Origin of the sequence: Streptomyces sp. MH60 (genome assembly GCF_002939385.1) — a bacterium.
GTDB lineage: Bacteria > Actinomycetota > Actinomycetes > Streptomycetales > Streptomycetaceae > Streptomyces.
Genome location: NZ_MULI01000106.1, coordinates 1 through 20,342 on the forward strand (window position 1 = coordinate 1; position 20,342 = coordinate 20,342).

Below are 20,342 nucleotides of genomic sequence, written 5' to 3' on the forward strand. Positions count from 1 at the left end.
GCCGCCCCGGTGCCGTGACCGGCAGGGGCACCGGTCCGAGCACCTCGGCCTCGCGCGGCAGGTCGACCGCGTCGAGGAAGCCGGTCACCGCCTCCGCCGGCCCCGCCACGGCCGCCATCCGCGACACCGGCGGAAAGCCCAGCTCGGCCCGTTCGGCCAGCTCCCGCAGCGCGTGGCCGACGGGGTCCCAGCGCACCAGCGCCTGCACCGGCCGCAGGGTCGGCTCGGCGACCGCGACGACGGTGCCCCCGACGCCCTGCGGGCGCACCAGGGCGGCGGCGGCCAGCCAGCGCCGCAACGCGTCCTCACCGGCGCGCAGATCGGGACGGCCGAGCATCGCCCAGCCGTCGAGCAGCAGTGCCGCCGCGTAACCGCCCTCGGCCACGGGTTCGGCCCCCGGCGTGCTCACGACCAGCGCCGGGGCCTCGGACACGGTGTCCAGCACGTGCTCCCGCCCGGAGGTGCGCACGGGCACGGCGGGAAAGGCCCGCCCCAGCTCCTCCGCGGTGCGCCGGGCACCCACGACCTGCGCCCGCAGCCGGAAGGCCCCGCACTCCGGGCAGTGCCAGGCGCTCTCCTCGCGCCCGCACCAGCCGCACCGCAGCGCGGATCCGGCTTCCTGCCCCTCCAAGGGGCCCGAGCAGTGCCGGCACCGCGCGGGTGTCCGGCACGCCGCGCAGGCCATCCGCGGTACGTAACCCCGCCGGGGCACCTGCACGAGCACCGGCCCGTGCCGCAGCCCGTCCCTGACGGCCTGCCAGGCGAGGGTCGGCAGCCGGGCGGCGCGGGCGGCCTCGTCCCGGGCCAGGTCCCGGTCCCCCACGGTCCGCACCAGGGGCGCGGTGGCCCGTACCTGCTCCCGCGCGGCGACCAGCGGCCGGGCCCAGCTGGTCTCCACGAGCTGGGCCGCCTCCACGGTGCAGCTCCAGCCGCCCAGCAGGAAGGCGCACCGGTCCTGCGCGGCGCGCAGCAGCAGCACCTCGCGGGCGTGCGGCTGCGGGGCGTGCGGCTCGCTGTGGCTGTCGTCGCCGTCGTCCCACAGGGCGACCAGACCGAGGTCCCGCACCGGCGCGAACATGGCGGCGCGGGTCCCGATCACGGCCCGTACGGCGCCCCGGCGCACCGCGAGCCACTGCGCGTACCGCTTCTCGGGACCGGCGTCGGCGGTGAGCACCGCGTGCCGTCCCTCGCCGAGCAGCGCGGTGAGCGCGGCGTCGGCGCGGGCGACCGCCCGGCCGTCCGGCAGGACCACGAGGGCGCCCCGGCCGGAGGCCAGCGTCGCCGCGACGGCCCGCGCGAGCTCCTCGGTCCACTCCGGCCCCGGCAGCGCGTTCCACACCGCGCGCGGGGCGCCACCGGACGCGAGGGCCGCCACGAACGCGGCCCCCTGCTCGTAGCGCGCCCACGACCCCGGCTCGGGGACCGGCGGTGCGGGCAGCGGTTGCGGCGAGGCCCGTTTCTCGGCGCGGGCGTTGCGCGGGGGTACGGCGAGCTGGAGGACGTCCGCGACGCTGCCCGCGTACCGGTCGGCGACCGCCCGGACGAGGCCGAGCAGCTCCTCGTCGAGGATCCGCTCGGGCGAGACCACCTGGGCCAGTGCCGCCAGGGGCCCCGGGTAGTCGGACTCGGCGAGCCGCTCGACGAGGAAGCCGTCGATGAGCCCGCCGCCCTCGCGCCGCCCGTCCCGCACCCGGTGCCGTCCGGCGCCGAAGCGCACCCGCACCCGCACACCGGGCTGGGCCTCGGCGTCCAGCTCCTCGGGCACGGCGTAGTCGAAGTACCGGTCGAGGTGGAGCACGCCCTTGTCGACCAGGACCCTGGCGACCGGCAGCTCCTTGGCGAGCGCGGCTCCGCGCCAGGTGCGCGGCTTGGCCCGCGGGGTCTTCGCCTTGCGCACGGTCTCCCGGATGAGCGCGAGCTGCTCGGGCGGCGCGTCCTGCGCGTCGTCCTGCTCCGGTCCGTTCTCGCTGCTCACGCCTGCATTCTCGCAAAGACCACTGACAGCACGGCCGGGGCAGGGAGCATGCGGCGAGGCCCGGCGCCCCCTCGGGGGCACCGGGCCTCGTCACCTGCCCGTCGGGCGCACCGCGCCCTGGTGCTTACAGACCCGCCGCCTCGCGCAGCGCGTCCACGCGGTCGGTGCGCTCCCAGGTGAAGTCGGGCAGCTCACGGCCGAAGTGCCCGTACGCCGCGGTCTGGGCGTAGATCGGGCGCAGCAGGTCGAGGTCGCGGATGATGGCGGCCGGGCGCAGGTCGAAGACCTCGTCGATCGCCTTCTCGATCTTCTCGGGCTCGACCTTGGCGGTGCCGAAGGTCTCCACGAACAGACCGACCGGCTCGGCCTTGCCGATGGCGTAGGCGACCTGGACCTCGCAGCGCGCGGCGAGACCCGCGGCCACGACGTTCTTGGCGACCCAGCGCATCGCGTACGCCGCGGAGCGGTCGACCTTCGACGGGTCCTTGCCGGAGAAGGCGCCGCCGCCGTGCCGGGCCATGCCGCCGTAGGTGTCGATGATGATCTTGCGGCCGGTCAGGCCGGCGTCGCCCATCGGGCCGCCGATCTCGAAACGGCCGGTCGGGTTGACCAGGAGACGGTAGTTCTCCGTGTCGATCTTGATGCCGTCCTCCAGGAGCGCCTTCAGCTCCGGCTCGACGACGAACTCCTTGATGTCCGGGGCCAGCAGCGACTCCAGGTCGATGTCGCTCGCGTGCTGGGACGAGACGACGACCGTGTCCAGGCGGACCGCCTTGTCGCCGTCGTACTCGATGGTGACCTGGGTCTTGCCGTCCGGGCGCAGGTAGGGGATGGTGCCGTTCTTGCGGACCTCGGACAGTCGCTTGGACAGGCGGTGCGCCAGGAAGACCGGCAGCGGCATCAGCGTCGGCGTCTCGTCGGACGCGTAGCCGAACATCAGGCCCTGGTCGCCGGCGCCCTGGCGGTCCAGCTCGTCGGTGTCGTCGCCTGCGGCGGCGCCCCCGACCCGGCTCTCGTACGCCGTGTCGACGCCCTGCGCGATGTCCGGGGACTGGGCGCCGATGGAGACCGAGACGCCGCAGGAGGCGCCGTCGAAGCCCTTCTTGGAGGAGTCGTAACCGATCTCCAGGATCTTGCCGCGGACCAGGTTGGCGATGTCCGCGTAGGCCTTGGTGGTGACCTCGCCGGCCACGTGCACCAGACCGGTGGTGATCAGGGTTTCGACGGCGACCCGGGAGGTCGGGTCCTCACGCAGAAGCGCGTCGAGAATCGTGTCGCTGATCTGGTCAGCGATCTTGTCGGGGTGACCTTCGGTCACGGACTCCGAGGTGAACAGGCGACGGGACACAACGCTCCCTGGGGTTGCAGCGGCTGCTGGCTGATCATTTGTGGACGGCACGGGGAGCTGCACCCGGCGACGTCCGAGAACAGTTTATCGGTCGCACTCTGCCGCGGGCCCACCTGTCTCAGCTCTCGGGAGGGCTGTGACCTGCGGCACGGGCATTCTGCCCAGAAGGAAGCGCCCTTGGCCAGGGGCGCCACGCTCGAATGCGTCGTCTTCGCGGCTCCTTCGAGCAAATGGGTCATTCACTCCAGCCGCCGGGCGACGAGGTCCCAGACCGTGTCGGCCAGGGCTTCCTTCGGGCCGTGGGCGACCGGCGTCTCGCTGCCGTCGGCGCCCAGGACCACCGCCTCGTTCTCCTCGGAGCCGAAGGTCTTGCGCTCCCCCACCTCGTTCACCACGAGGAGGTCGCAGCCCTTGCGCTTCAGCTTGGCGCGGCCGTTGGCCAGGACGTCGTCGGTCTCGGCGGCGAAGCCGACGATCACCTGCCCGGAGCGGGCCCGGGCCGTGGAGATCTCCGCGAGGATGTCCGGATTACGCACCAGGGTGATCGGCTCGGGTTCCCGGTCGTCCTTCTTCTTGATCTTCCCGGTGGCGTAGGTCGCCGGCCGGAAGTCGGCCACCGCCGCGGCCATGACGACGGCGTCGGCGTCCGCCGCGGCGCGCAGCATCGCCTCGCGCAGCTCCACCGCCGTGCCGACCGGCACCACGTCCACGCCGGCCGGGTCCGGCATCGACGTGTTCGCCGCGACGAGCGTGACGCGGGCGCCGCGGGCGGCCGCGGTGCGGGCGAGGGCGTAGCCCTGCTTGCCGGAGGAGCGGTTGCCGAGGAAGCGGACCGGGTCGAGGGGCTCGCGGGTGCCGCCGGCGCTGACCACGACGTGCCGTCCGGCGAGGTCGGGCTCGCGCACCCCGCGGGCGAGGACCCGGCGGCAGACCTCGAAGATCTCGCCCGGGTCGGGCAGCCGGCCCTTGCCGGTGTCGACGCCGGTGAGGCGGCCGACGGCGGGCTCGATGACCACGGCGCCGCGCCGGCGCAGCGTCGCCACGTTCTCCTGGGTGGCCGGGTGCTCCCACATCTCGGTGTGCATGGCGGGGGCGAAGACCACCGGGCAGCGGGCCGTGAGCAGGGTGTTGGTGAGCAGGTCGTCGGCCAGGCCGTGGGCCGCCTTGGCGAGCATGTCGGCGGTGGCCGGGGCGACGACGACCAGGTCGGCGTGCTGGCCGATGCGCACGTGCGGGACCTCGTGGACGTCGTCCCACACCTCGGTCGACACGGGGTTGCCGGACAGGGCGGACCAGGTGGCGGCGCCGACGAAGTGCAGTGCGGAGGCGGTGGGGACGACCCGGACCTCGTGCCCGGACTCGGTGAGTCTGCGCAGCAGCTCACAGGCCTTGTACGCGGCGATGCCGCCACTGACCCCCAGAACGACCTTGGGCTTGTCCACCGTCTCTCCCCGGTTCGGATGCCGCGCTCGGACTGCGCGTACGTCCCATCACACACCACAGGCCCGACAGTCGGGCTGCCGGGCCTGTGGATAAGTCAGCGTAAGGCTGAAGATATTACCGCCGATGCTGCTGGTACTACTGCGCCGGGCCCTCGATGGCCTCGGAGGTCAGCAGCCCCGCGTTGATCTCGCGCAGGGCGATCGAGAGCGGCTTCTCGTGGACGTGGGTGTCGACGAGCGGACCGACGTACTCGAGGAGGCCCTCGCCGAGCTGCGAGTAGTACGCGTTGATCTGGCGGGCCCGCTTGGCCGCGTAGATCACGAGGCTGTACTTCGAGTCCGTGGCCTCGAGGAGCTCGTCGATCGGCGGGTTGATGATGCCCTCGGGCGCGGAGATGGAAGAGGACACGCTCTACCTTCCGATGGATGGGAAAGATTCAGTCGGGATGACCAGGACGGCCACAGGGTGACCAGTGGCGATCACACGACGTTCGTCAAGGCTAGCAGCTCGCGCGCCACGTCCTCGACCGAGGTGTTCACCAGGGTCTGGTCGAACTCCGGCTCGGCCGCCAGCTCGACCTTGGCCGCGGCGAGGCGGCGCTCGATCACCTCGGGCGGTTCGGTGCCCCGGCCGGTGAGCCTGCGCACCAGCTCGTCCCAGGAGGGCGGGGCCAGGAACACCAGCCGGGCCTCGGGCATGGACTCGCGGACCTGCCGCGCTCCCTGGAGGTCGATCTCCAGGAGGACCGGCTCACCGGCCTCCAGGCGCTCCAGTACGGCCGTGCGCGGCGTGCCGTAGCGGTTGCCGGCGAACTCGGCCCACTCCAGCAGCTCGCCGTTGGCGATCAGCTTGTCCATCTCCTCGTCGCTGACGAAGAAGTAGTGGACGCCGTGCTGCTCGCCGGGGCGGGGGCTGCGGGTCGTCGCCGAGACCGACAGCCATACCTCGGGGTGTTCCTTGCGCATATGGGCGACGACCGTGCTCTTGCCGACCCCCGAGGGGCCGGAGAGCACGGTCAGCCGCGGACGTGCGTCCGGGGGTACGGGGGACGTCCCCCGGGGTGTTGCAGCCATGCAGCGATTATTCCAGCAATCCCGGAGTGGTCCGGACTCAGCTGCCGGTGCTGCCGAACTCGCGCTCCAGGGACGCGATCTGGTTGGACCCGAGACCGCGCACGCGGCGGCTCTCGGAGATGCCCAGTCGCTCCATGATCTGCTTGGCGCGGACTTTGCCCACGCCCGGCAGGGACTCGAGGAGGGCGGAGACCTTCATCTTGCCGATGACGTCGTTCTCCTGACCCTGCTTGATGACCTCGTGGAGGGAGGCGCCGGAGTGCTTGAGTCGATTCTTGACCTCGGCCCGCTCCCGGCGAGCCGCGGCGGCCTTTTCGAGCGCGGCTGCGCGCTGTTCAGGGGTAAGGGGCGGAAGAGCCACGCCTACGTCACCTCGGATGTCGAACTGTCGGATACGGACCGGTGAGGAACCTAGTCGCCCCTCACCTGGTGAGCCACGAGCAACACGCTTGCCCGTTGACTCTCGACGGAGACTAGCGGTCAAGTCCGCCAGAGTCAGCGAGAACAGCGGAAAAGTCCTGGTCAGCCTCCGTCAGGACGGACATTTAGGACATACTCCCTCGGATTTGAGGATGTATCCAGAGTCAGGACGCCGTGACCGCGGTCCGGATCTCCCCCGCGAAACGGTCCGCGGCCCTCCGCAACGCGGCCACATCGGGTCCGTGACGAAGGACACCCCGGCTGACGTTGGGCACCACGTCGCGCACCGCCGCACCGAACACGCGCGGCAGATCCGCGGGCGTGGCCCCCTGGGCACCGATGCCCGGCGCCAGCAGCGGACCGTTGATGCCCAGGTCGTACGAGGACAGGTCGCCGAGGGTGGCACCGACCACCGCGCCGAAGGAGCCCAGCGGCTCCTCCCCCGCGTTCTCGGCGGCCAGGTGCGCCAGCATCGTCGCCCCGACGCTGCGCCCGTCCTCCCGGACGGCCCGCTGGACCTCGCCGCCCTCCGGGTTGGAGGTCAGCGCCAGCACGAACAGACCCGCGCCGCTCTCGCGCGCCAGGTCGACGGCCGGCTTCAGGGAGCCGTAGCCGAGGTAGGGGGAGACGGTCAGCGCGTCCGAGAACAGCGGGGCGTCCTTGTGCAGGAACGACTCGGCGTACGCGGCCATGGTCGAGCCGATGTCGCCGCGCTTGGCGTCCATCACGACCAGCGCGCCGGCCGCGCGCGCCTCCTGGACCGACTTCTCCAGCACGGCGACGCCGCGCGAGCCGAAGCGCTCGAAGAAGGCGCTCTGCGGCTTGAGGACGGCGACCCGGTCGGCCATCGCCTCGACGACGGTGCGGCTGAAGCGCTCAAGGCCGGCCACGTCGTCGTTCAGGCCCCACTCGGCGAGCAGGGAGGCGTGCGGGTCGATGCCGACGCACAGCGGACCGCGCTCGTCCATCGCGCGGCGCAGCCGGGCGCCGAAGGGCTCCATCACCGTCATGAGTGCTTCCTTACGTCGGCGCCGACCGCGTCGGCGAGGGTGGCGTACGGGCTCTGCCGCAGGCGCGCGGCGAGCCCCTTGTGGATGGCTCGGCCCCAGAAGGGCCCTTCGTAGATGAACGCGCTGTAGCCCTGGACCAGCGTGGCACCGGCCAGGATGCGCTCCCAGGCGTCCTCGGCGGTCGCGACGCCGCCGACGCCCACCAGGGTGATCCGGTCGCCCACGCGCGCGTAGAGGCGGCGCAGCACCTCCAGGGACCGTGCCTTGAGGGGGGCGCCGGACAGCCCGCCGGTCTCCCCGACGAGGGCGGGCGAGGAGGTCAGCCCGAGGTCCTCGCGGGCGATGGTGGTGTTGGTGGCGATGATGCCGTCCAGGCCCAGCTCCACGGCCAGGTCGGCGACCGCGTCCACGTCCTCGTCGGCGAGGTCCGGCGCGATCTTGACCAGCAGCGGGACACGCCGGGCGGTCACCGCGCGGTCGGCGGCCTCGCGGACCGCGCTCAGCAGCGGGCGCAGCGCCTCGGTGGCCTGGAGGTTGCGCAGGCCGGGCGTGTTGGGCGAGGAGACGTTGACGACCAGGTAGTCGGCGTGCGGGGCCAGCCGCTCGGCGGACTTCACGTAGTCGCCGACGGCCTCCTCCTCCGGGACGACCTTCGTCTTGCCGATGTTGACGCCGACGACGGTCCGCAGGACGGGCGTACGGGAGGCCAGCCGGGCCGCGACGGCCAGTGAGCCGTCGTTGTTGAAGCCCATGCGGTTGATCAGCGCCCGGTCGCCCACCAGGCGGAACAGCCGCTTCTTGGGGTTGCCGGGCTGGGGCTCGCCGGTGACGGTGCCGATCTCGACGTGGTCGAAGCCGAGCATCGCCATGCCGTCGATAGCGACCGCGTTCTTGTCAAAGCCGGCGGCGAGCCCGAAGGGGCCGTGCATGCGCAGGCCGAGGGCCTCGGTGCGCAGTTCCGCGAAGCGGGGCGCCAGCGCGGCCGCGACGAAGGTGCGCAGGACGGGGACGCGGACGGCCAGGCGGATCCAGCGGAAGGCGAGGTGGTGGGCCTGCTCCGGGTCCATGCGGGAGAAGACGAGCTTGAAGAAGATCTTGTACATGTGTCCTCGTGAAGCCTCTGTGGTGCGCTGGGGCTCATGAAGAGGGGGACACCGTTTCCGGTGTCCCCCTCGGGGCTGCTAGTCGCGGGCCGCGGTCAGGAATTCGGCGTGTTCCTGGAGTGAGCGCACTCCCACGTCGCCGTGGTTGAGGGCGTCGATGCCCTGCACCGCCGCCGCCAGTGCCTGGACCGTGGTCAGGCAGGGCACGGAGCGGGCCACGGCCGCCGTCCGGATGTCGTAGCCGTCGAGGCGGCCGCCGGTGCCGTACGGGGTGTTGACGATGAGGTCGACCTCGCCGTCGTGGATCAGCTGCACGATGGTCTTCTCGCCGTTCGGGCCGGTGCCCTCGGACTGCTTGCGCACGACGGTGGCGTTGATGCCGTTGCGCTTGAGGACCTCGGCGGTGCCGGAGGTGGCCATCAGCTCGAAGCCGTGCGCGACCAGCTCGCGCGCCGGGAAGATCATCGAGCGCTTGTCGCGGTTGGCGACCGAGATGAAGGCGCGGCCCTTGGTCGGCAGCGGCCCGTACGCGCCCGCCTGCGACTTGGCGTACGCCGTGCCGAAGACGGAGTCGATGCCCATGACCTCGCCGGTGGAGCGCATCTCCGGGCCCAGCACCGTGTCGACGCCGCGGCCGTGGATGTCCCGGAAGCGGGACCACGGCATCACGGCCTCCTTGACGGAGATCGGCGCGTCCAGCGGCAGGGTGCCGCCGTCGCCGTTCGCCGGGAGCAGGCCCTCGGCGCGCAGTTCGGCGATGGTCGCGCCCAGCGAGATGCGGGCGGCGGCCTTGGCCAGCGGCACCGCGGTCGCCTTGGAGGTGAAGGGGACGGTGCGCGAGGCGCGCGGGTTGGCCTCCAGGACGTAGAGGATGTCCCCGGCCAGCGCGAACTGGATGTTGATCAGACCGCGCACGCCGACGCCCTTGGCGATGCCCTCGGTGGAGGCGCGCAGCCGCTTGATGTCGAAGCCGCCCAGCGTGATCGGGGGCAGGGCGCACGCCGAGTCGCCGGAGTGGATGCCGGCCTCCTCGATGTGCTCCATGACGCCGCCGAGGTACAGCTCCTCGCCGTCGTACAGGGCGTCGACGTCGATCTCGATGGCGTCGTCCAGGAAGCGGTCGACCAGGACCGGCCGGGACGGGCTGATCTCGGTCGACTCGGCGATGTACGCCTCGAGGCGGGTCTCGTCGTAGACGATCTCCATGCCGCGGCCGCCGAGGACGTAGGAGGGCCGCACCAGGACCGGGTAGCCGATCTCGTCGGCGATGGCCTTGGCCCCGGCGAAGGTGGTGGCGGTGCCGTGCTTGGGGGCCGGCAGCCCGGCCTGCGCCAGGACCTGCCCGAAGGCGCCGCGGTCCTCGGCGGCGTGGATGGCCTCGGGCGAGGTGCCGACGACCGGCACGCCGTTGTCCTTGAGCGCCTGGGACAGGCCCAGCGGGGTCTGGCCGCCGAGCTGGACGATCACGCCCGCGACCGGACCCGCCTGCTGCTCCGCGTGGACGATCTCCAGGACGTCCTCCAGGGTGAGCGGCTCGAAGTACAGCCGGTCGGAGGTGTCGTAGTCGGTGGAGACGGTCTCCGGGTTGCAGTTGACCATCACGGTCTCGTACCCGGCGTCCGACAGCGCGAAGGAGGCGTGGACGCAGGAGTAGTCGAACTCGATGCCCTGGCCGATGCGGTTCGGCCCGGAGCCCAGGATGATGACGGCCGGCTTCTCGCGCGACGCGACCTCGGTCTCCTCGTCGTAGGAGGAGTAGAAGTACGGCGTCCTCGCGGCGAACTCGGCGGCGCAGGTGTCGACCGTCTTGTAGACCGGGCGGATGCCGAGCGCGTGGCGGACCTCGCGGACGACGTCCTCGCGCAGCCCGCGGATCTCGCCGACCTGCTGGTCGGAGAAGCCGTGCCGCTTGGCCTCCGCGAGCAGTTCACTCGTCAGTTCGGGGGCGGCGGCCAGCTCGTCGGCGATCTCCTTGATCAGGAAGAGCTGGTCGACGAACCAGGGGTCGATCTTCGTGTACTCGAAGACCTCCTCGGGCGTGGCGCCCGCGCGGATGGCCTGCATGACGGCGTTGATCCGGCCGTCGGTGGGCCGGACGGCCTCTTCGAGCAGCGCCTTCTTGTCGCCGGGCTCGCCGACGAAGGTGAACTGGCTGCCCTTCTTCTCCAGCGAGCGCAGCGCCTTCTGGAAGGCCTCGGTGAAGTTGCGGCCGATGGCCATGGCCTCGCCGACCGACTTCATGGTGGTGGTGAGGGTGGAGTCGGCGCTCGGGAACTTCTCGAAGGCGAAGCGCGGGGCCTTGACGACCACGTAGTCGAGGGTCGGCTCGAAGGAGGCCGGGGTCTCCTGCGTGATGTCGTTCGGGATCTCGTCGAGGGTGTAGCCGACGGCGAGCTTGGCGGCGATCTTGGCGATGGGGAAGCCGGTCGCCTTGGAGGCCAGCGCCGAGGAGCGCGACACGCGCGGGTTCATCTCGATGACGATCACCCGACCGTCCTCGGGGTTCACCGCGAACTGGATGTTGCAGCCGCCGGTGTCGACGCCCACCTCGCGGATGATCGCGATGCCGACGTCGCGCAGGGTCTGGTACTCGCGGTCGGTGAGCGTCATGGCGGGCGCCACGGTGATCGAGTCGCCGGTGTGCACACCCATGGGGTCGAAGTTCTCGATGGAGCAGACGACCACGACGTTGTCGTTCTTGTCGCGCATCAGCTCCAGCTCGTACTCCTTCCAGCCGAGGATGGACTCCTCCAGGAGCACCTCGGTGGTCGGCGAGAGGGTGAGGCCCTGCCCGGCGATGCGGCGCAGCTCCTCCTCGTCGTGGGCGAAGCCGGAGCCGGCGCCGCCCATGGTGAAGGAGGGGCGGACGACGACGGGGTAGCCGCCGAGCGCGTCGACGCCCTTGAGGACGTCGTCCATGGAGTGGCAGATGTAGGACCGGGCGGACTCGCCGTGGCCGATCTTCTTGCGGACCTCCTCGACGACCTCCTTGAACAGGTCGCGGTCCTCGCCCTTGTTGATGGCCTCGACGTTGGCGCCGATCAGCTCGACGCCGTACTTCTCCAGGACGCCGTTGCCGTGCAGCGAGATGGCGGTGTTCAGCGCGGTCTGGCCGCCCAGGGTGGGCAGCAGCGCGTCGGGTCGCTCCTTGGCGATGATCTTCTCGACGAACTCGGGGGTGATCGGCTCGACGTAGGTGGCGTCGGCGATCTCCGGGTCGGTCATGATCGTCGCCGGGTTGGAGTTCACCAGGACGACGCGCAGGCCCTCGGCCTTGAGCACGCGGCACGCCTGGGTGCCGGAGTAGTCGAACTCGGCGGCCTGGCCGATGACGATCGGGCCGGAGCCGATGACCAGGACGGACTGGATATCGGTGCGCTTAGGCACGCTGGCCCTCCATGAGCTTCACGAAGCGGTCGAACAGGTAGGCGGCGTCGTGCGGGCCGGCCGCCGCTTCGGGGTGGTACTGGACGCTGAAGGCCGGCCGGTCGAGGAGCTGGAGCCCCTCCACCACGTTGTCGTTGAGGCAGACGTGGGAGACCTCGGCGCGGCCGTAGGGGGTGTCGGAGACCTGGTCGAGCGGGGCGTCGACGGCGAATCCGTGGTTGTGCGCGGTGACCTCGACCTTGCCGGTCGTACGGTCCTGCACCGGCTGGTTGATCCCGCGGTGGCCGTACTTCAGCTTGAAGGTGCCGAAGCCGAGCGCGCGGCCCAGGATCTGGTTGCCGAAGCAGATGCCGAACAGCGGGGTGCCGCGCTCCAGGACGCCCTGCATGACGGAGACCGGGTGGTCGGCGGTGGACGGGTCGCCGGGGCCGTTGGAGAAGAACACGCCGTCCGGGTCGACGGCGTAGACGTCGTCGACGGTGGCGGTGGCGGGCAGGACGTGCACCTCGATGCCGCGCTCGGCCATGCGGTGCGGGGTCATGCCCTTGATGCCGAGGTCGACGGCGGCGACGGTGAACTTCTTCTCGCCGATCGCCGGGACGACGTACGCCTCGGTGGTGGCGACCTCGGCGGACAGGTCGGCGCCGCTCATCTCGGGGGCCTGGCGGACCTCGGTGAGCAGGGTGCCCTCGTCGGGCAGCGCCTGGCCGGAGAAGATACCGACGCGCATGGCGCCGCGCTCGCGCAGGTGGCGGGTGAGGGCGCGGGTGTCGATGCCGGAGATGCCGACGACGCCCTGGGCGGCCAGCTCCTCGTCCAGCGTGCGCGTCGAGCGCCAGCTGGAGGGCACCCGGGCGGGGTCGCGGACGACGTAGCCGGAGACCCAGATCTTCTTGGACTCCATGTCCTCGTCGTTGATCCCGGTGTTGCCGACGTGCGGGGCGGTCATGACGACCACCTGGCGGTGGTACGACGGGTCGGTGAGGGTCTCCTGGTAGCCGGTCATGCCGGTGGAGAACACCGCTTCGCCGAAGGTGGCCCCCACGGCCCCGTAGGCACGGCCGCGGAAGATCCGGCCGTCCTCCAGGACGAGTACGGCGGGAGTCCGGTGGGCTCCCCTGCTGGAGGTCGTCATCGTGCGCCTTCCGTTTCCGTCTTGTTGATCATGTCGTTCAGGGTGTCGACCCATGCGTTGTGCTCGGCCGCGTGGTCGGAGCGGAAGCCGGAGTCGATCAGCTTGTCGCCGTGCGCCCAGGTGACGACCAGCAGGCCGCCCTCGGTGAGGACCTTGCCGGCGATGCCCTTGTCGAGCCGGGCCTCGCGCAGCGCGGCGACGGGGACGAAGAAGTCGGCGGCGCCGGGGCGTACGACGTCCAGTCCCGCGTCGGTCAGGGTCAGCTCGACCCGGCTGCGGGTGCCCAGGCCGTGCGCGACGATGCGGTCCAGCCACTGTCCGGCGGTGGTGGAACCGTGGTAGCGACCGCTCAGCACCAGTTTCGCCGGTCCCGGGTCGTCCGGCGTGCCAGGCAGCTGGGGGAGGTCGCCCTGGAGCGTGCCGCGCCACTTCCAGCCCTCGCGCATCAGCCAGTAGACGAGCGCGACGAAGAGGCCGAGGCCGACGACCCAGCCGACGCGGGCGGCCCAGTCGGTCACTTCCGCCGATTCCTTCTCGGCGGCCAGCAGGATTACCGGTGCTACAGATGTCACGTGAGCTTCCCGTCGACGAGCGTGGCCTTGCCCCGCAGCCACGTGTGCGTCACACGGCCCGGCAGCTCACGCCCCTCGTAGGGGGTGTTGCGGCTGCGCGAGGCGAAGCCCGCGGGGTCCACCTGGCCACGGTATGCCTCCTCGACGAGGGTGAGGTTGGCGGGCTCACCAGCCGAGACGGGTCGGCCGTGTCCGGTGGCCTGTCCGATCTGCGCGGGCTTGAAGGACATCCGGTCGGCGACGCCGGCCCAGTCCAGCAGGCCCGTGTCCACCATGGTCGCCTGCACCACCGACAGCGCGGTCTCCAGGCCCACCATCCCCATGGCGGCGGCGGCCCACTCGCAGTCCTTGTCCTCGTGCGGGTGCGGGGCGTGGTCGGTGGCGACGATGTCGATGGTGCCGTCGGCGAGCGCCTCGCGCAGGGCCATGACGTCGCGCTCGGTGCGCAGCGGCGGGTTGACCTTGTAGACCGGGTTGTACGACCGGACCAGCTCGTCGGTGAGGAGGAGGTGGTGCGGGGTGACCTCGGCGGTGACGTCGATACCGCGGGACTTGGCCCAGCGGACGATCTCGACGGACCCGGCGGTCGACAGGTGGCAGATGTGGACGCGGGAGCCGACGTGCTCGGCGAGCAGCACGTCCCGGGCGATGACCGACTCCTCGGCGACGGCGGGCCAGCCGCCGAGGCCCAGCTCGGCGGAGACGACACCCTCGTTCATCTGGGCGCCCTCGGTGAGCCGGGGCTCCTGGGCGTGCTGGGCGACGACGCCGCCGAAGGCCTTCACGTACTCCAGGGCGCGGCGCATGATCACGGCGTCGTGGACGCACTTGCCGTCGTCGGAGAAGACGGTGACGCCGGCCGCGGACTCGTGCATGGCGCCCAGCTCGGCGAGCTTGGCGCCCTCCAGCCCGACGGTGACGGCGCCGATGGGCTGCACGTCGCAGTAGCCGGACTCCTGGCCGAGCCGCCAGACCTGCTCGACGACGCCGGCGGTGTCGGCGACGGGGAAGGTGTTGGCCATGGCGAAGACGCTGGTGTAGCCGCCGCTCGCGGCCGCGCGGGTGCCGGTCAGGACGGTCTCGGAGTCCTCGCGGCCGGGCTCGCGCAGGTGGGTGTGCAGATCGACCAGGCCGGGCAGCAGCACCTTGCCGTCCGCCTCGACGACCTCCATGCCCTCGGCGGACAGGTTCCGGCCGACCGCCTCGATGACGGCGCCGTCGATCAGCACGTCCTGCGGCTCGCCGCCGAGCACCTTCGCACCGCGGATCAGGGTCTTGCTCATCGTCTTACTTCTCCTCGGTGGGGCGGGCGTGGGACACGGCGGGCTCGTTGCCGCCGAGCAGCAGGTAGAGGACGGCCATCCGGATGGAGACACCGTTGGTGACCTGCTCGACGACGGTGCAGCGGTCGGAGTCGGCGACCTCGGCGGTGATCTCCATGCCGCGCACCATCGGGCCGGGGTGCATCACGATGGCGTGGTCGGGCATCTTCGCCATGCGGTCGCCGTCGAGGCCGTAGCGGCGGGAGTACTCGCGCTCGGTGGGGAAGAACGCGGCGTTCATCCGCTCGCGCTGCACGCGCAGCAGCATCACCGCGTCGGACTTGGGCAGCGCGGAGTCGAGGTCGTAGGAGACCTCGCAGGGCCAGGTCTCGACGCCGACGGGCAGCAGGGTGGGCGGGGCGACGAGGGTGACCTCGGCGCCGAGGGTGTGCAGCAGGTCGACGTTGGAGCGGGCGACGCGGCTGTGCAGGATGTCGCCGACGAGGGTGATCCGGCGGCCGTCCAGGTCCTTGCCGAGCCCGGCGTCGCGGCCGACCAGCCGGCGGCGCATGGTGAAGGCGTCGAGCAGGGCCTGGGTGGGGTGCTGGTGGGTGCCGTCCCCGGCGTTGACCACGGCGGCGTCGATCCAGCCGGAGGTGGCCAGGCGGTAGGGGGCGCCGGACGCGCTGTGCCGGATGACGACGGCGTCGACGCCCATCGCCTCCAGGGTCTGGGCGGTGTCCTTGAGGGACTCGCCCTTGGAGACGCTGGAGCCCTTGGCGGTGAAGTTGATGACGTCCGCGGACAGGCGCTTCTCGGCGGCCTCGAAGGAGATCCGGGTCCGGGTGGAGTCCTCGAAGAAGAGGTTCACGACGGTACGGCCGCGCAGGGTGGGCAGTTTCTTGATCGGCCGGTCCGCGACCCGGGCCATCTCCTCGGCGGTGTCGAGGATCAGGACGGCGTCGTCGCGGGTGAGGTCGGCGGCCGAGATGAGATGACGCTGCATCTGTCAGGCTCCGTAGGGCGAGTCATGCGGAAGAGCGGGATAATTCGGGCGGCCGGGCGCGCGCGGAGGCGCGCCGAACAGGCGTACGGCACGGGTGGGTGCGTACGCGAGGTGCTACGGGTGGGCGCCCGGGGCGTCCGGCTTGGCACCGAGCAGCACGGTGTCGCGACCGTCCTCCTCGGCGAGCTGGACCTTGACCGTCTCCCGCAGCGACGTCGGGAGGTTCTTGCCGACGTAGTCGGCGCGGATGGGCAGTTCGCGGTGGCCGCGGTCGACGAGGACGGCGAGCTGCACCGCGCGCGGGCGGCCGATGTCGTTCAGCGCGTCGAGGGCGGCGCGGATGGTGCGGCCGGAGAAGAGCACGTCGTCGACGAGGACGACGAGGCGGCCGTCGATGCCGTCACCGGGGATCTCGGTGCGGGCCAGCGCGCGCGGCGGGTGCATGCGCAGGTCGTCGCGGTACATGGTGATGTCGAGCGAGCCGACCGGCATCGTGCGCTCGGTGATCTGCTCCAGTTTGTCCGCGAGCCGCCGGGCGAGGAAGACGCCGCGGGTCGGGATGCCGAGGAGCACCACGTCGTCGGCGCCCTTGGCGCGTTCGACGATCTCGTGGGCGATGCGGGTCAGTACCCGCGCGATGTCGGGCCCTTCGAGAACGGGCCGGGCATCCTGCTGCGTGTCCATACGAAACGGACCCCCTTCTCCGCCTCACGGGACGGATCTTAAAGGACGTCGGATATGCGCCATCTACGGTAGCAGGCCCACAGAACCTCTCCGATGACCCCCCTGACACTCCCCCGTCACTCTTCTGCCGCACCCCGATCACCCACTCGGCCTAACCGGCGGCGAATACCACGGAAGAGTCGGTGCGGACCATTCGGCTTGACGCAGGAGAGTAACGCTGCGTAACCTCACAGTGAGTTACCAGCCGCGCGGCCGACAACAGAGCCTGCCGCGTCGACACCTTGTCCGGGGAGCCATATGTCCAGCGAATACGCCAAACAGCTCGGGGCCAAGCTCCGGGCCATCCGCACCCAGCAGGGCCTTTCCCTCCACGGTGTCGAGGAGAAGTCCCAGGGCCGCTGGAAGGCCGTCGTGGTCGGTTCGTACGAGCGCGGCGACCGTGCCGTGACCGTGCAGCGCCTCGCCGAGCTGGCGGACTTCTACGGCGTCCCCGTGCAGGAGCTGCTGCCGGGCACCACCCCCGGCGGTGCCGCCGAGCCGCCGCCGAAGCTGGTCCTGGACCTGGAGCGGCTGGCCACCGTGCCGGCCGAGAAGGCGGGCCCGCTCCAGCGGTACGCGGCCACGATCCAGTCGCAGCGCGGTGACTACAACGGCAAGGTGCTCTCGATCCGCCAGGACGACCTGCGCACACTCGCCGTCATCTACGACCAGTCGCCCTCGGTCCTCACCGAGCAGCTGATCAGCTGGGGCGTCCTGGACGCGGACGCGCGTCGCGCGGTGGCGTCCCACGACGAGCTCTGAGCCCCCACCGCCTCAGCAGAAACGTGCCGCCGGGGTGGCCGGAACCTTTCGGTTCCGGCCACCCCGGCGGTTTCTTGCGTGTGTGCGGCGCGGGCACGGCTCGTGGGGCTACTCGCGGCGCAGCGAGGGCTTGAGGTCCTTCAGCCGGCCCAGCAGGCCGTTGATGAACGCGGGCGACTCGTCGGTGGAGAACTCCTTCGCCAGCTGCACCATCTCGTCCAGGACGACGGCGTCCGGGGTCGCGTCGACCCAGAGCAGCTCGTACGCGCCCAGACGCAGGATGTTGCGGTCGACGACCGGCATCCGGTCCAGCGTCCAGTCGACCGAGTACTGGGCGATCAGCTCGTCGATGCGCTTGGCGCGCTCGGCGTAGCCCTCGACCAGCTCCATCGTGTACTCGCTGACCGGCGGCTGCCGGGTGTCGGACCGGGAGTGCCGGACCCAGTCGGCGAGCACCGTCAGGACGTCGGCGCCGCGCTGGTCACCCTCGAAGAGGATCTGGAAGGCGCGCTTGCGGGCCGTGTTGCGAGCAGCCACGGTTAGCTGTTCACCCGGCCGAGGTAGTCGCTCGTACGGGTGTCGACCTTGATCTTCTCACCGGTGGTGATGAAGAGCGGGACGTTGATCTGGTGACCGGTCTCCAGGGTGGCGGGCTTGGTGCCGCCGGTGGAGCGGTCGCCCTGGACGCCGGGCTCGGTCTCCTGGACGGTCAGCTCGACGGCGGCCGGCAGCTCGACGAAGAGCACCTCGCCCTCGTGCTGCGCGACGGTGGCCTCGAAGCCCTCGATGAGGAAGTTGGCGGCGTCGCCGACGACCTTGCGGTCGATCATCAGCTGGTCGTACGTCTCCATGTCCATGAAGACGAAGTAGTCGCCGTCCATGTACGAGAACTGCATGTCACGCTTGTCGACAGTGGCCGTCTCGACCTTGACGCCGGCGTTGAAGGTCTTGTCGACCACCTTGCCGGAAAGCACGTTCTTGAGCTTGGTGCGCACGAAGGCCGGGCCCTTGCCGGGCTTGACGTGCTGGAACTCGACGACGGACCAGAGCTGGCCGCCTTCGAGCTTGAGCACCAGGCCGTTCTTGAGGTCGTTCGTGGAAGCCACGGTTGCGGAATCTCCTGGACTGGACTGACGTGGACGACCCGGGAGCGTTCGCGCAGCGCGAGGCTAGAGCGCGAGCAGCTCCTTGGTCGTGATGGTGAGTAGCTCGGGTCCGCCGTCCGCCTCGGGGCGCACGACGAGCGTGTCATCGATCCGGACCCCGCCCCGGCCCGGGAGGTGGACCCCCGGTTCGACGGTGACCGGCACACAAGCGTCCAGTTTACCCATGGCCGCGGGGGCCAACTGAGGGTCCTCGTCGATTTCGAGTCCGACACCGTGACCGGTGAGTGCCGGGAGGTTCTCCGCGTACCCCGCCGAGTCCAGTGCCTGGCGGGCCGCACGGTCCACATCACGGCAGGCGGCGCCGGGTGCGAGGGCCTCGCGTCCGGCCCGCTGGGCGGCGAAGACGAGGTCGTACAGCTCGATCTGCCAGTCGGCCGGCGAGGTGCCGATGACGAACGTACGGCCGATCTCGCAGCGGTAGCCGCGGTACGTCGCGCCCAGGCACACGGAGAGGAAGTCGCCCTCCTCCACCCGGCGGTCGGTGGGCCGGTGGCCGCGGCGTCCCGAGTTCGGGCCGGTGCCGACGGAGGTGGGGAAGGCGGGGCCGTCAGCGCCGTGGTCGACGAGGCGGCGTTCCAGCTCCAGGGCGAGGTGCCGCTCGGTGCGGCCGACCAGGATGGACTCCAGGAGCTCGCCGAGCGCCTGGTCGGCGATCTCGGCGCCGATGCGCAGGCAGGAGATCTCCTCCTCGTCTTTGACGACCCGGAGCTGTTCCACGGCCTGACCGAGGTCCGTCAGACGCAGCGTCGGCGCGACCGAGCGCATGGCGCGGTGCCGGACCACGGTGAGGTGGTGGTCCTCGGTGGCGAGGGACTCGGCGCCCTGGTCCGCGGCGAGGCCGGTGGCCGTGACGGCCGGATCACCGCCCGGGCCGGGCAGGGTGCGGACCTGGAGCGACTCGTCGGGGCGGCCCTCGGCCGGCCGGTCGTCGGGCGGGCCCGAGCAGACCAGCAGGTCCTCGGTCCTGCCGAGGAGCAGCACGGCGCCGTGCGGGGCGGCGCCCGCGAGATAGCGCACGTTGGCGGGCCGGGAGACGAGCGCCGCCGCGCTGCCGCCCGCGTTGCAGCGTTCCCGTAGGCGCGTCCGGCGGGCCGCGTAGACCTCTGACATGAGCCGAGCGTATGGCTCCGCCGGTGGGTGTGCCGCTTGGGTGGGCCGAGTGGGCGGGGGCGGGGATGCGGGGTGCGCCAAGTGGGGTGGGGGCTTGTCATTGTGTGGCGTCCGACCGGCCGGTGGGGGCTGGTCGCGCAGTTCCCCGCGCCCCTTGGGGGCGCTGCCCTGCACGGCGTCTACCAGTTCGGGGGGCTGGCTATCGAGCGGGAGAGGACCTCGTCGAGGAGGTGGGCGGTTTCCGGGATGTCGAGTTGGGAGTTGTCGATGATGGGGAGGCCGGAGCCGTACCAGCCGGCCATGCGGCCGTGGATGCGGGCGACCTCCTCGTCGGTGAGGCGTCGGTTGCCGCTGCGTTCGGCGTTGCGCTCCAGGACGATGTCGAGGCCCGGCAGGAGCACGACCGGGAGCAGGCCGGGGCCGACGTGCCGCTTCCAGCCGCCGAGGCCCACGACCGGGCGGTCCGGGAAGACCGCGTCGTCGAGGATGCAGGAGATGCCGTTGGCGAGGAAGTTGCGCGCGGAGAAGCCGCAGGTGCGGCGGGCGAGGCGGTACTGCGCCTCCGAGTGCTCGTTCCACCCGGTCTGGGGGTCGGCGAAGCCGGAGCGGACCCATTCACGGACGTCGTCGAGGCTGATGTGCGCGGTGGGGACCCGGCGGTGGTCCGCCCAGTACTTGGCCACGCTGGTCTTGCCCGCGCCCGCGGGGCCGATGAGCAGCACCGCGAGGGTGGTCGTGGTGGGGTCGGGCGCGGCGGCCGTGGCGGGGGGCACGGCGGGCACGGCCACCGGGCCGCCGGGCGGCAGCGGCACATGCCCGGTGGTGTCCGGCGCGGGCGGGGCGGGGG

General features: G+C 71.6%; 19 protein-coding genes. 1 reads left to right on the forward strand and 18 read right to left on the reverse strand.

Annotation, left to right across the window (positions count from 1 at the left end; genetic code table 11):
• The 14 genes from BZZ08_RS35310 to pyrR all read right to left on the reverse strand — a co-directional run.
• A partial coding sequence (locus BZZ08_RS35310) for a primosomal protein N' (RefSeq protein ID WP_104636268.1) occupies positions 1-1,975 on the reverse strand: 1,975 nt, incomplete at its 3' end.
• 124 nt (positions 1,976-2,099) lie between these two features.
• Complete coding sequence (gene metK / locus BZZ08_RS35315; RefSeq protein WP_104636269.1) at positions 2,100-3,323, reverse strand: methionine adenosyltransferase; 1,224 nt, start codon at positions 3,321-3,323, stop codon at positions 2,100-2,102.
• A 239-nt stretch (positions 3,324-3,562) separates the two neighbouring features.
• Entirely contained in the window at positions 3,563-4,765 is a 1,203-nt protein-coding gene (coaBC, locus tag BZZ08_RS35320; protein WP_104636270.1) for a bifunctional phosphopantothenoylcysteine decarboxylase/phosphopantothenate--cysteine ligase CoaBC, read from the reverse strand.
• Between the two features lie 136 nt (positions 4,766-4,901).
• Positions 4,902-5,174 carry a DNA-directed RNA polymerase subunit omega gene (gene rpoZ / locus BZZ08_RS35325; protein WP_003977348.1) on the reverse strand — a complete coding sequence of 91 codons (273 nt, stop codon included), beginning with the start codon at positions 5,172-5,174 and terminating at the stop codon, positions 4,902-4,904.
• Between the two features lie 71 nt (positions 5,175-5,245).
• On the reverse strand, positions 5,246-5,839 hold the full coding sequence (gmk, locus tag BZZ08_RS35330) for a guanylate kinase (protein ID WP_104636271.1): 594 nt from the start codon (positions 5,837-5,839) through the stop codon (positions 5,246-5,248).
• Between the two features lie 37 nt (positions 5,840-5,876).
• The gene (locus BZZ08_RS35335; RefSeq protein WP_003977346.1) at positions 5,877-6,200 is read right to left on the reverse strand and encodes an integration host factor; all 324 of its coding nucleotides are present in this window, start codon (positions 6,198-6,200) and stop codon (positions 5,877-5,879) included.
• A 223-nt stretch (positions 6,201-6,423) separates the two neighbouring features.
• Positions 6,424-7,269, reverse strand: a complete 846-nt coding sequence (pyrF, locus tag BZZ08_RS35340; protein WP_198601879.1) for an orotidine-5'-phosphate decarboxylase — start codon at positions 7,267-7,269, stop codon at positions 6,424-6,426.
• Complete coding sequence (locus BZZ08_RS35345; RefSeq protein ID WP_104636272.1) at positions 7,266-8,372, reverse strand: quinone-dependent dihydroorotate dehydrogenase; 1,107 nt, start codon at positions 8,370-8,372, stop codon at positions 7,266-7,268. Before BZZ08_RS35345 ends, pyrF begins: the two co-directional genes overlap by 4 nt.
• A gap of 78 nt (positions 8,373-8,450) precedes the next feature.
• A complete protein-coding gene (gene carB, locus BZZ08_RS35350; RefSeq protein ID WP_104636273.1) occupies positions 8,451-11,759 on the reverse strand; it encodes a carbamoyl-phosphate synthase large subunit in 3,309 nt (1,102 codons plus the stop codon).
• Positions 11,752-12,894: a glutamine-hydrolyzing carbamoyl-phosphate synthase small subunit gene (gene carA, locus BZZ08_RS35355; RefSeq protein ID WP_104636274.1), complete on the reverse strand. Its 1,143-nt coding sequence runs from the start codon at positions 12,892-12,894 to the stop codon at positions 11,752-11,754. The genes carB and carA overlap by 8 nt, the downstream gene beginning before the upstream one ends.
• Complete coding sequence (locus BZZ08_RS35360) at positions 12,891-13,466, reverse strand: PH-like domain-containing protein (RefSeq protein ID WP_104636275.1); 576 nt, start codon at positions 13,464-13,466, stop codon at positions 12,891-12,893. Before BZZ08_RS35360 ends, carA begins: the two co-directional genes overlap by 4 nt.
• The gene (locus tag BZZ08_RS35365; protein WP_104636276.1) at positions 13,463-14,749 is read right to left on the reverse strand and encodes a dihydroorotase; all 1,287 of its coding nucleotides are present in this window, start codon (positions 14,747-14,749) and stop codon (positions 13,463-13,465) included. Before BZZ08_RS35365 ends, BZZ08_RS35360 begins: the two co-directional genes overlap by 4 nt.
• A gap of 4 nt (positions 14,750-14,753) precedes the next feature.
• Positions 14,754-15,734, reverse strand: a complete 981-nt coding sequence (locus BZZ08_RS35370) for an aspartate carbamoyltransferase catalytic subunit (RefSeq protein ID WP_104636277.1) — start codon at positions 15,732-15,734, stop codon at positions 14,754-14,756.
• Positions 15,735-15,848: 114 nt separating this feature from the next.
• Positions 15,849-16,418 carry a bifunctional pyr operon transcriptional regulator/uracil phosphoribosyltransferase PyrR gene (gene pyrR, locus BZZ08_RS35375; protein ID WP_104636278.1) on the reverse strand — a complete coding sequence of 190 codons (570 nt, stop codon included), beginning with the start codon at positions 16,416-16,418 and terminating at the stop codon, positions 15,849-15,851.
• A 297-nt stretch (positions 16,419-16,715) separates the two neighbouring features.
• Between pyrR and bldD the strand changes: the two genes are divergently transcribed.
• Positions 16,716-17,219, forward strand: coding sequence for a transcriptional regulator BldD (bldD, locus tag BZZ08_RS35380; RefSeq protein WP_003977337.1), 504 nt, complete (start codon positions 16,716-16,718; stop codon positions 17,217-17,219).
• A 108-nt stretch (positions 17,220-17,327) separates the two neighbouring features.
• Here the strand turns inward: bldD and nusB are convergent, their stop codons facing one another.
• The 4 genes from nusB to BZZ08_RS35400 form a co-directional block, all read right to left on the reverse strand.
• The gene (nusB, locus tag BZZ08_RS35385; protein WP_104636279.1) at positions 17,328-17,756 is read right to left on the reverse strand and encodes a transcription antitermination factor NusB; all 429 of its coding nucleotides are present in this window, start codon (positions 17,754-17,756) and stop codon (positions 17,328-17,330) included.
• Between the two features lie 2 nt (positions 17,757-17,758).
• Positions 17,759-18,325 (reverse strand): elongation factor P, encoded by a 567-nt coding sequence (efp, locus tag BZZ08_RS35390; RefSeq protein ID WP_087810360.1) that lies wholly within the window; start codon positions 18,323-18,325, stop codon positions 17,759-17,761.
• Between the two features lie 63 nt (positions 18,326-18,388).
• Positions 18,389-19,495, reverse strand: a complete 1,107-nt coding sequence (locus BZZ08_RS35395; RefSeq protein WP_104636280.1) for an aminopeptidase P family protein — start codon at positions 19,493-19,495, stop codon at positions 18,389-18,391.
• Positions 19,496-19,674: 179 nt separating this feature from the next.
• Positions 19,675-20,342 (reverse strand): AAA family ATPase (locus BZZ08_RS35400; RefSeq protein ID WP_104636282.1); only part of this gene is annotated, 668 nt, incomplete at its 5' end.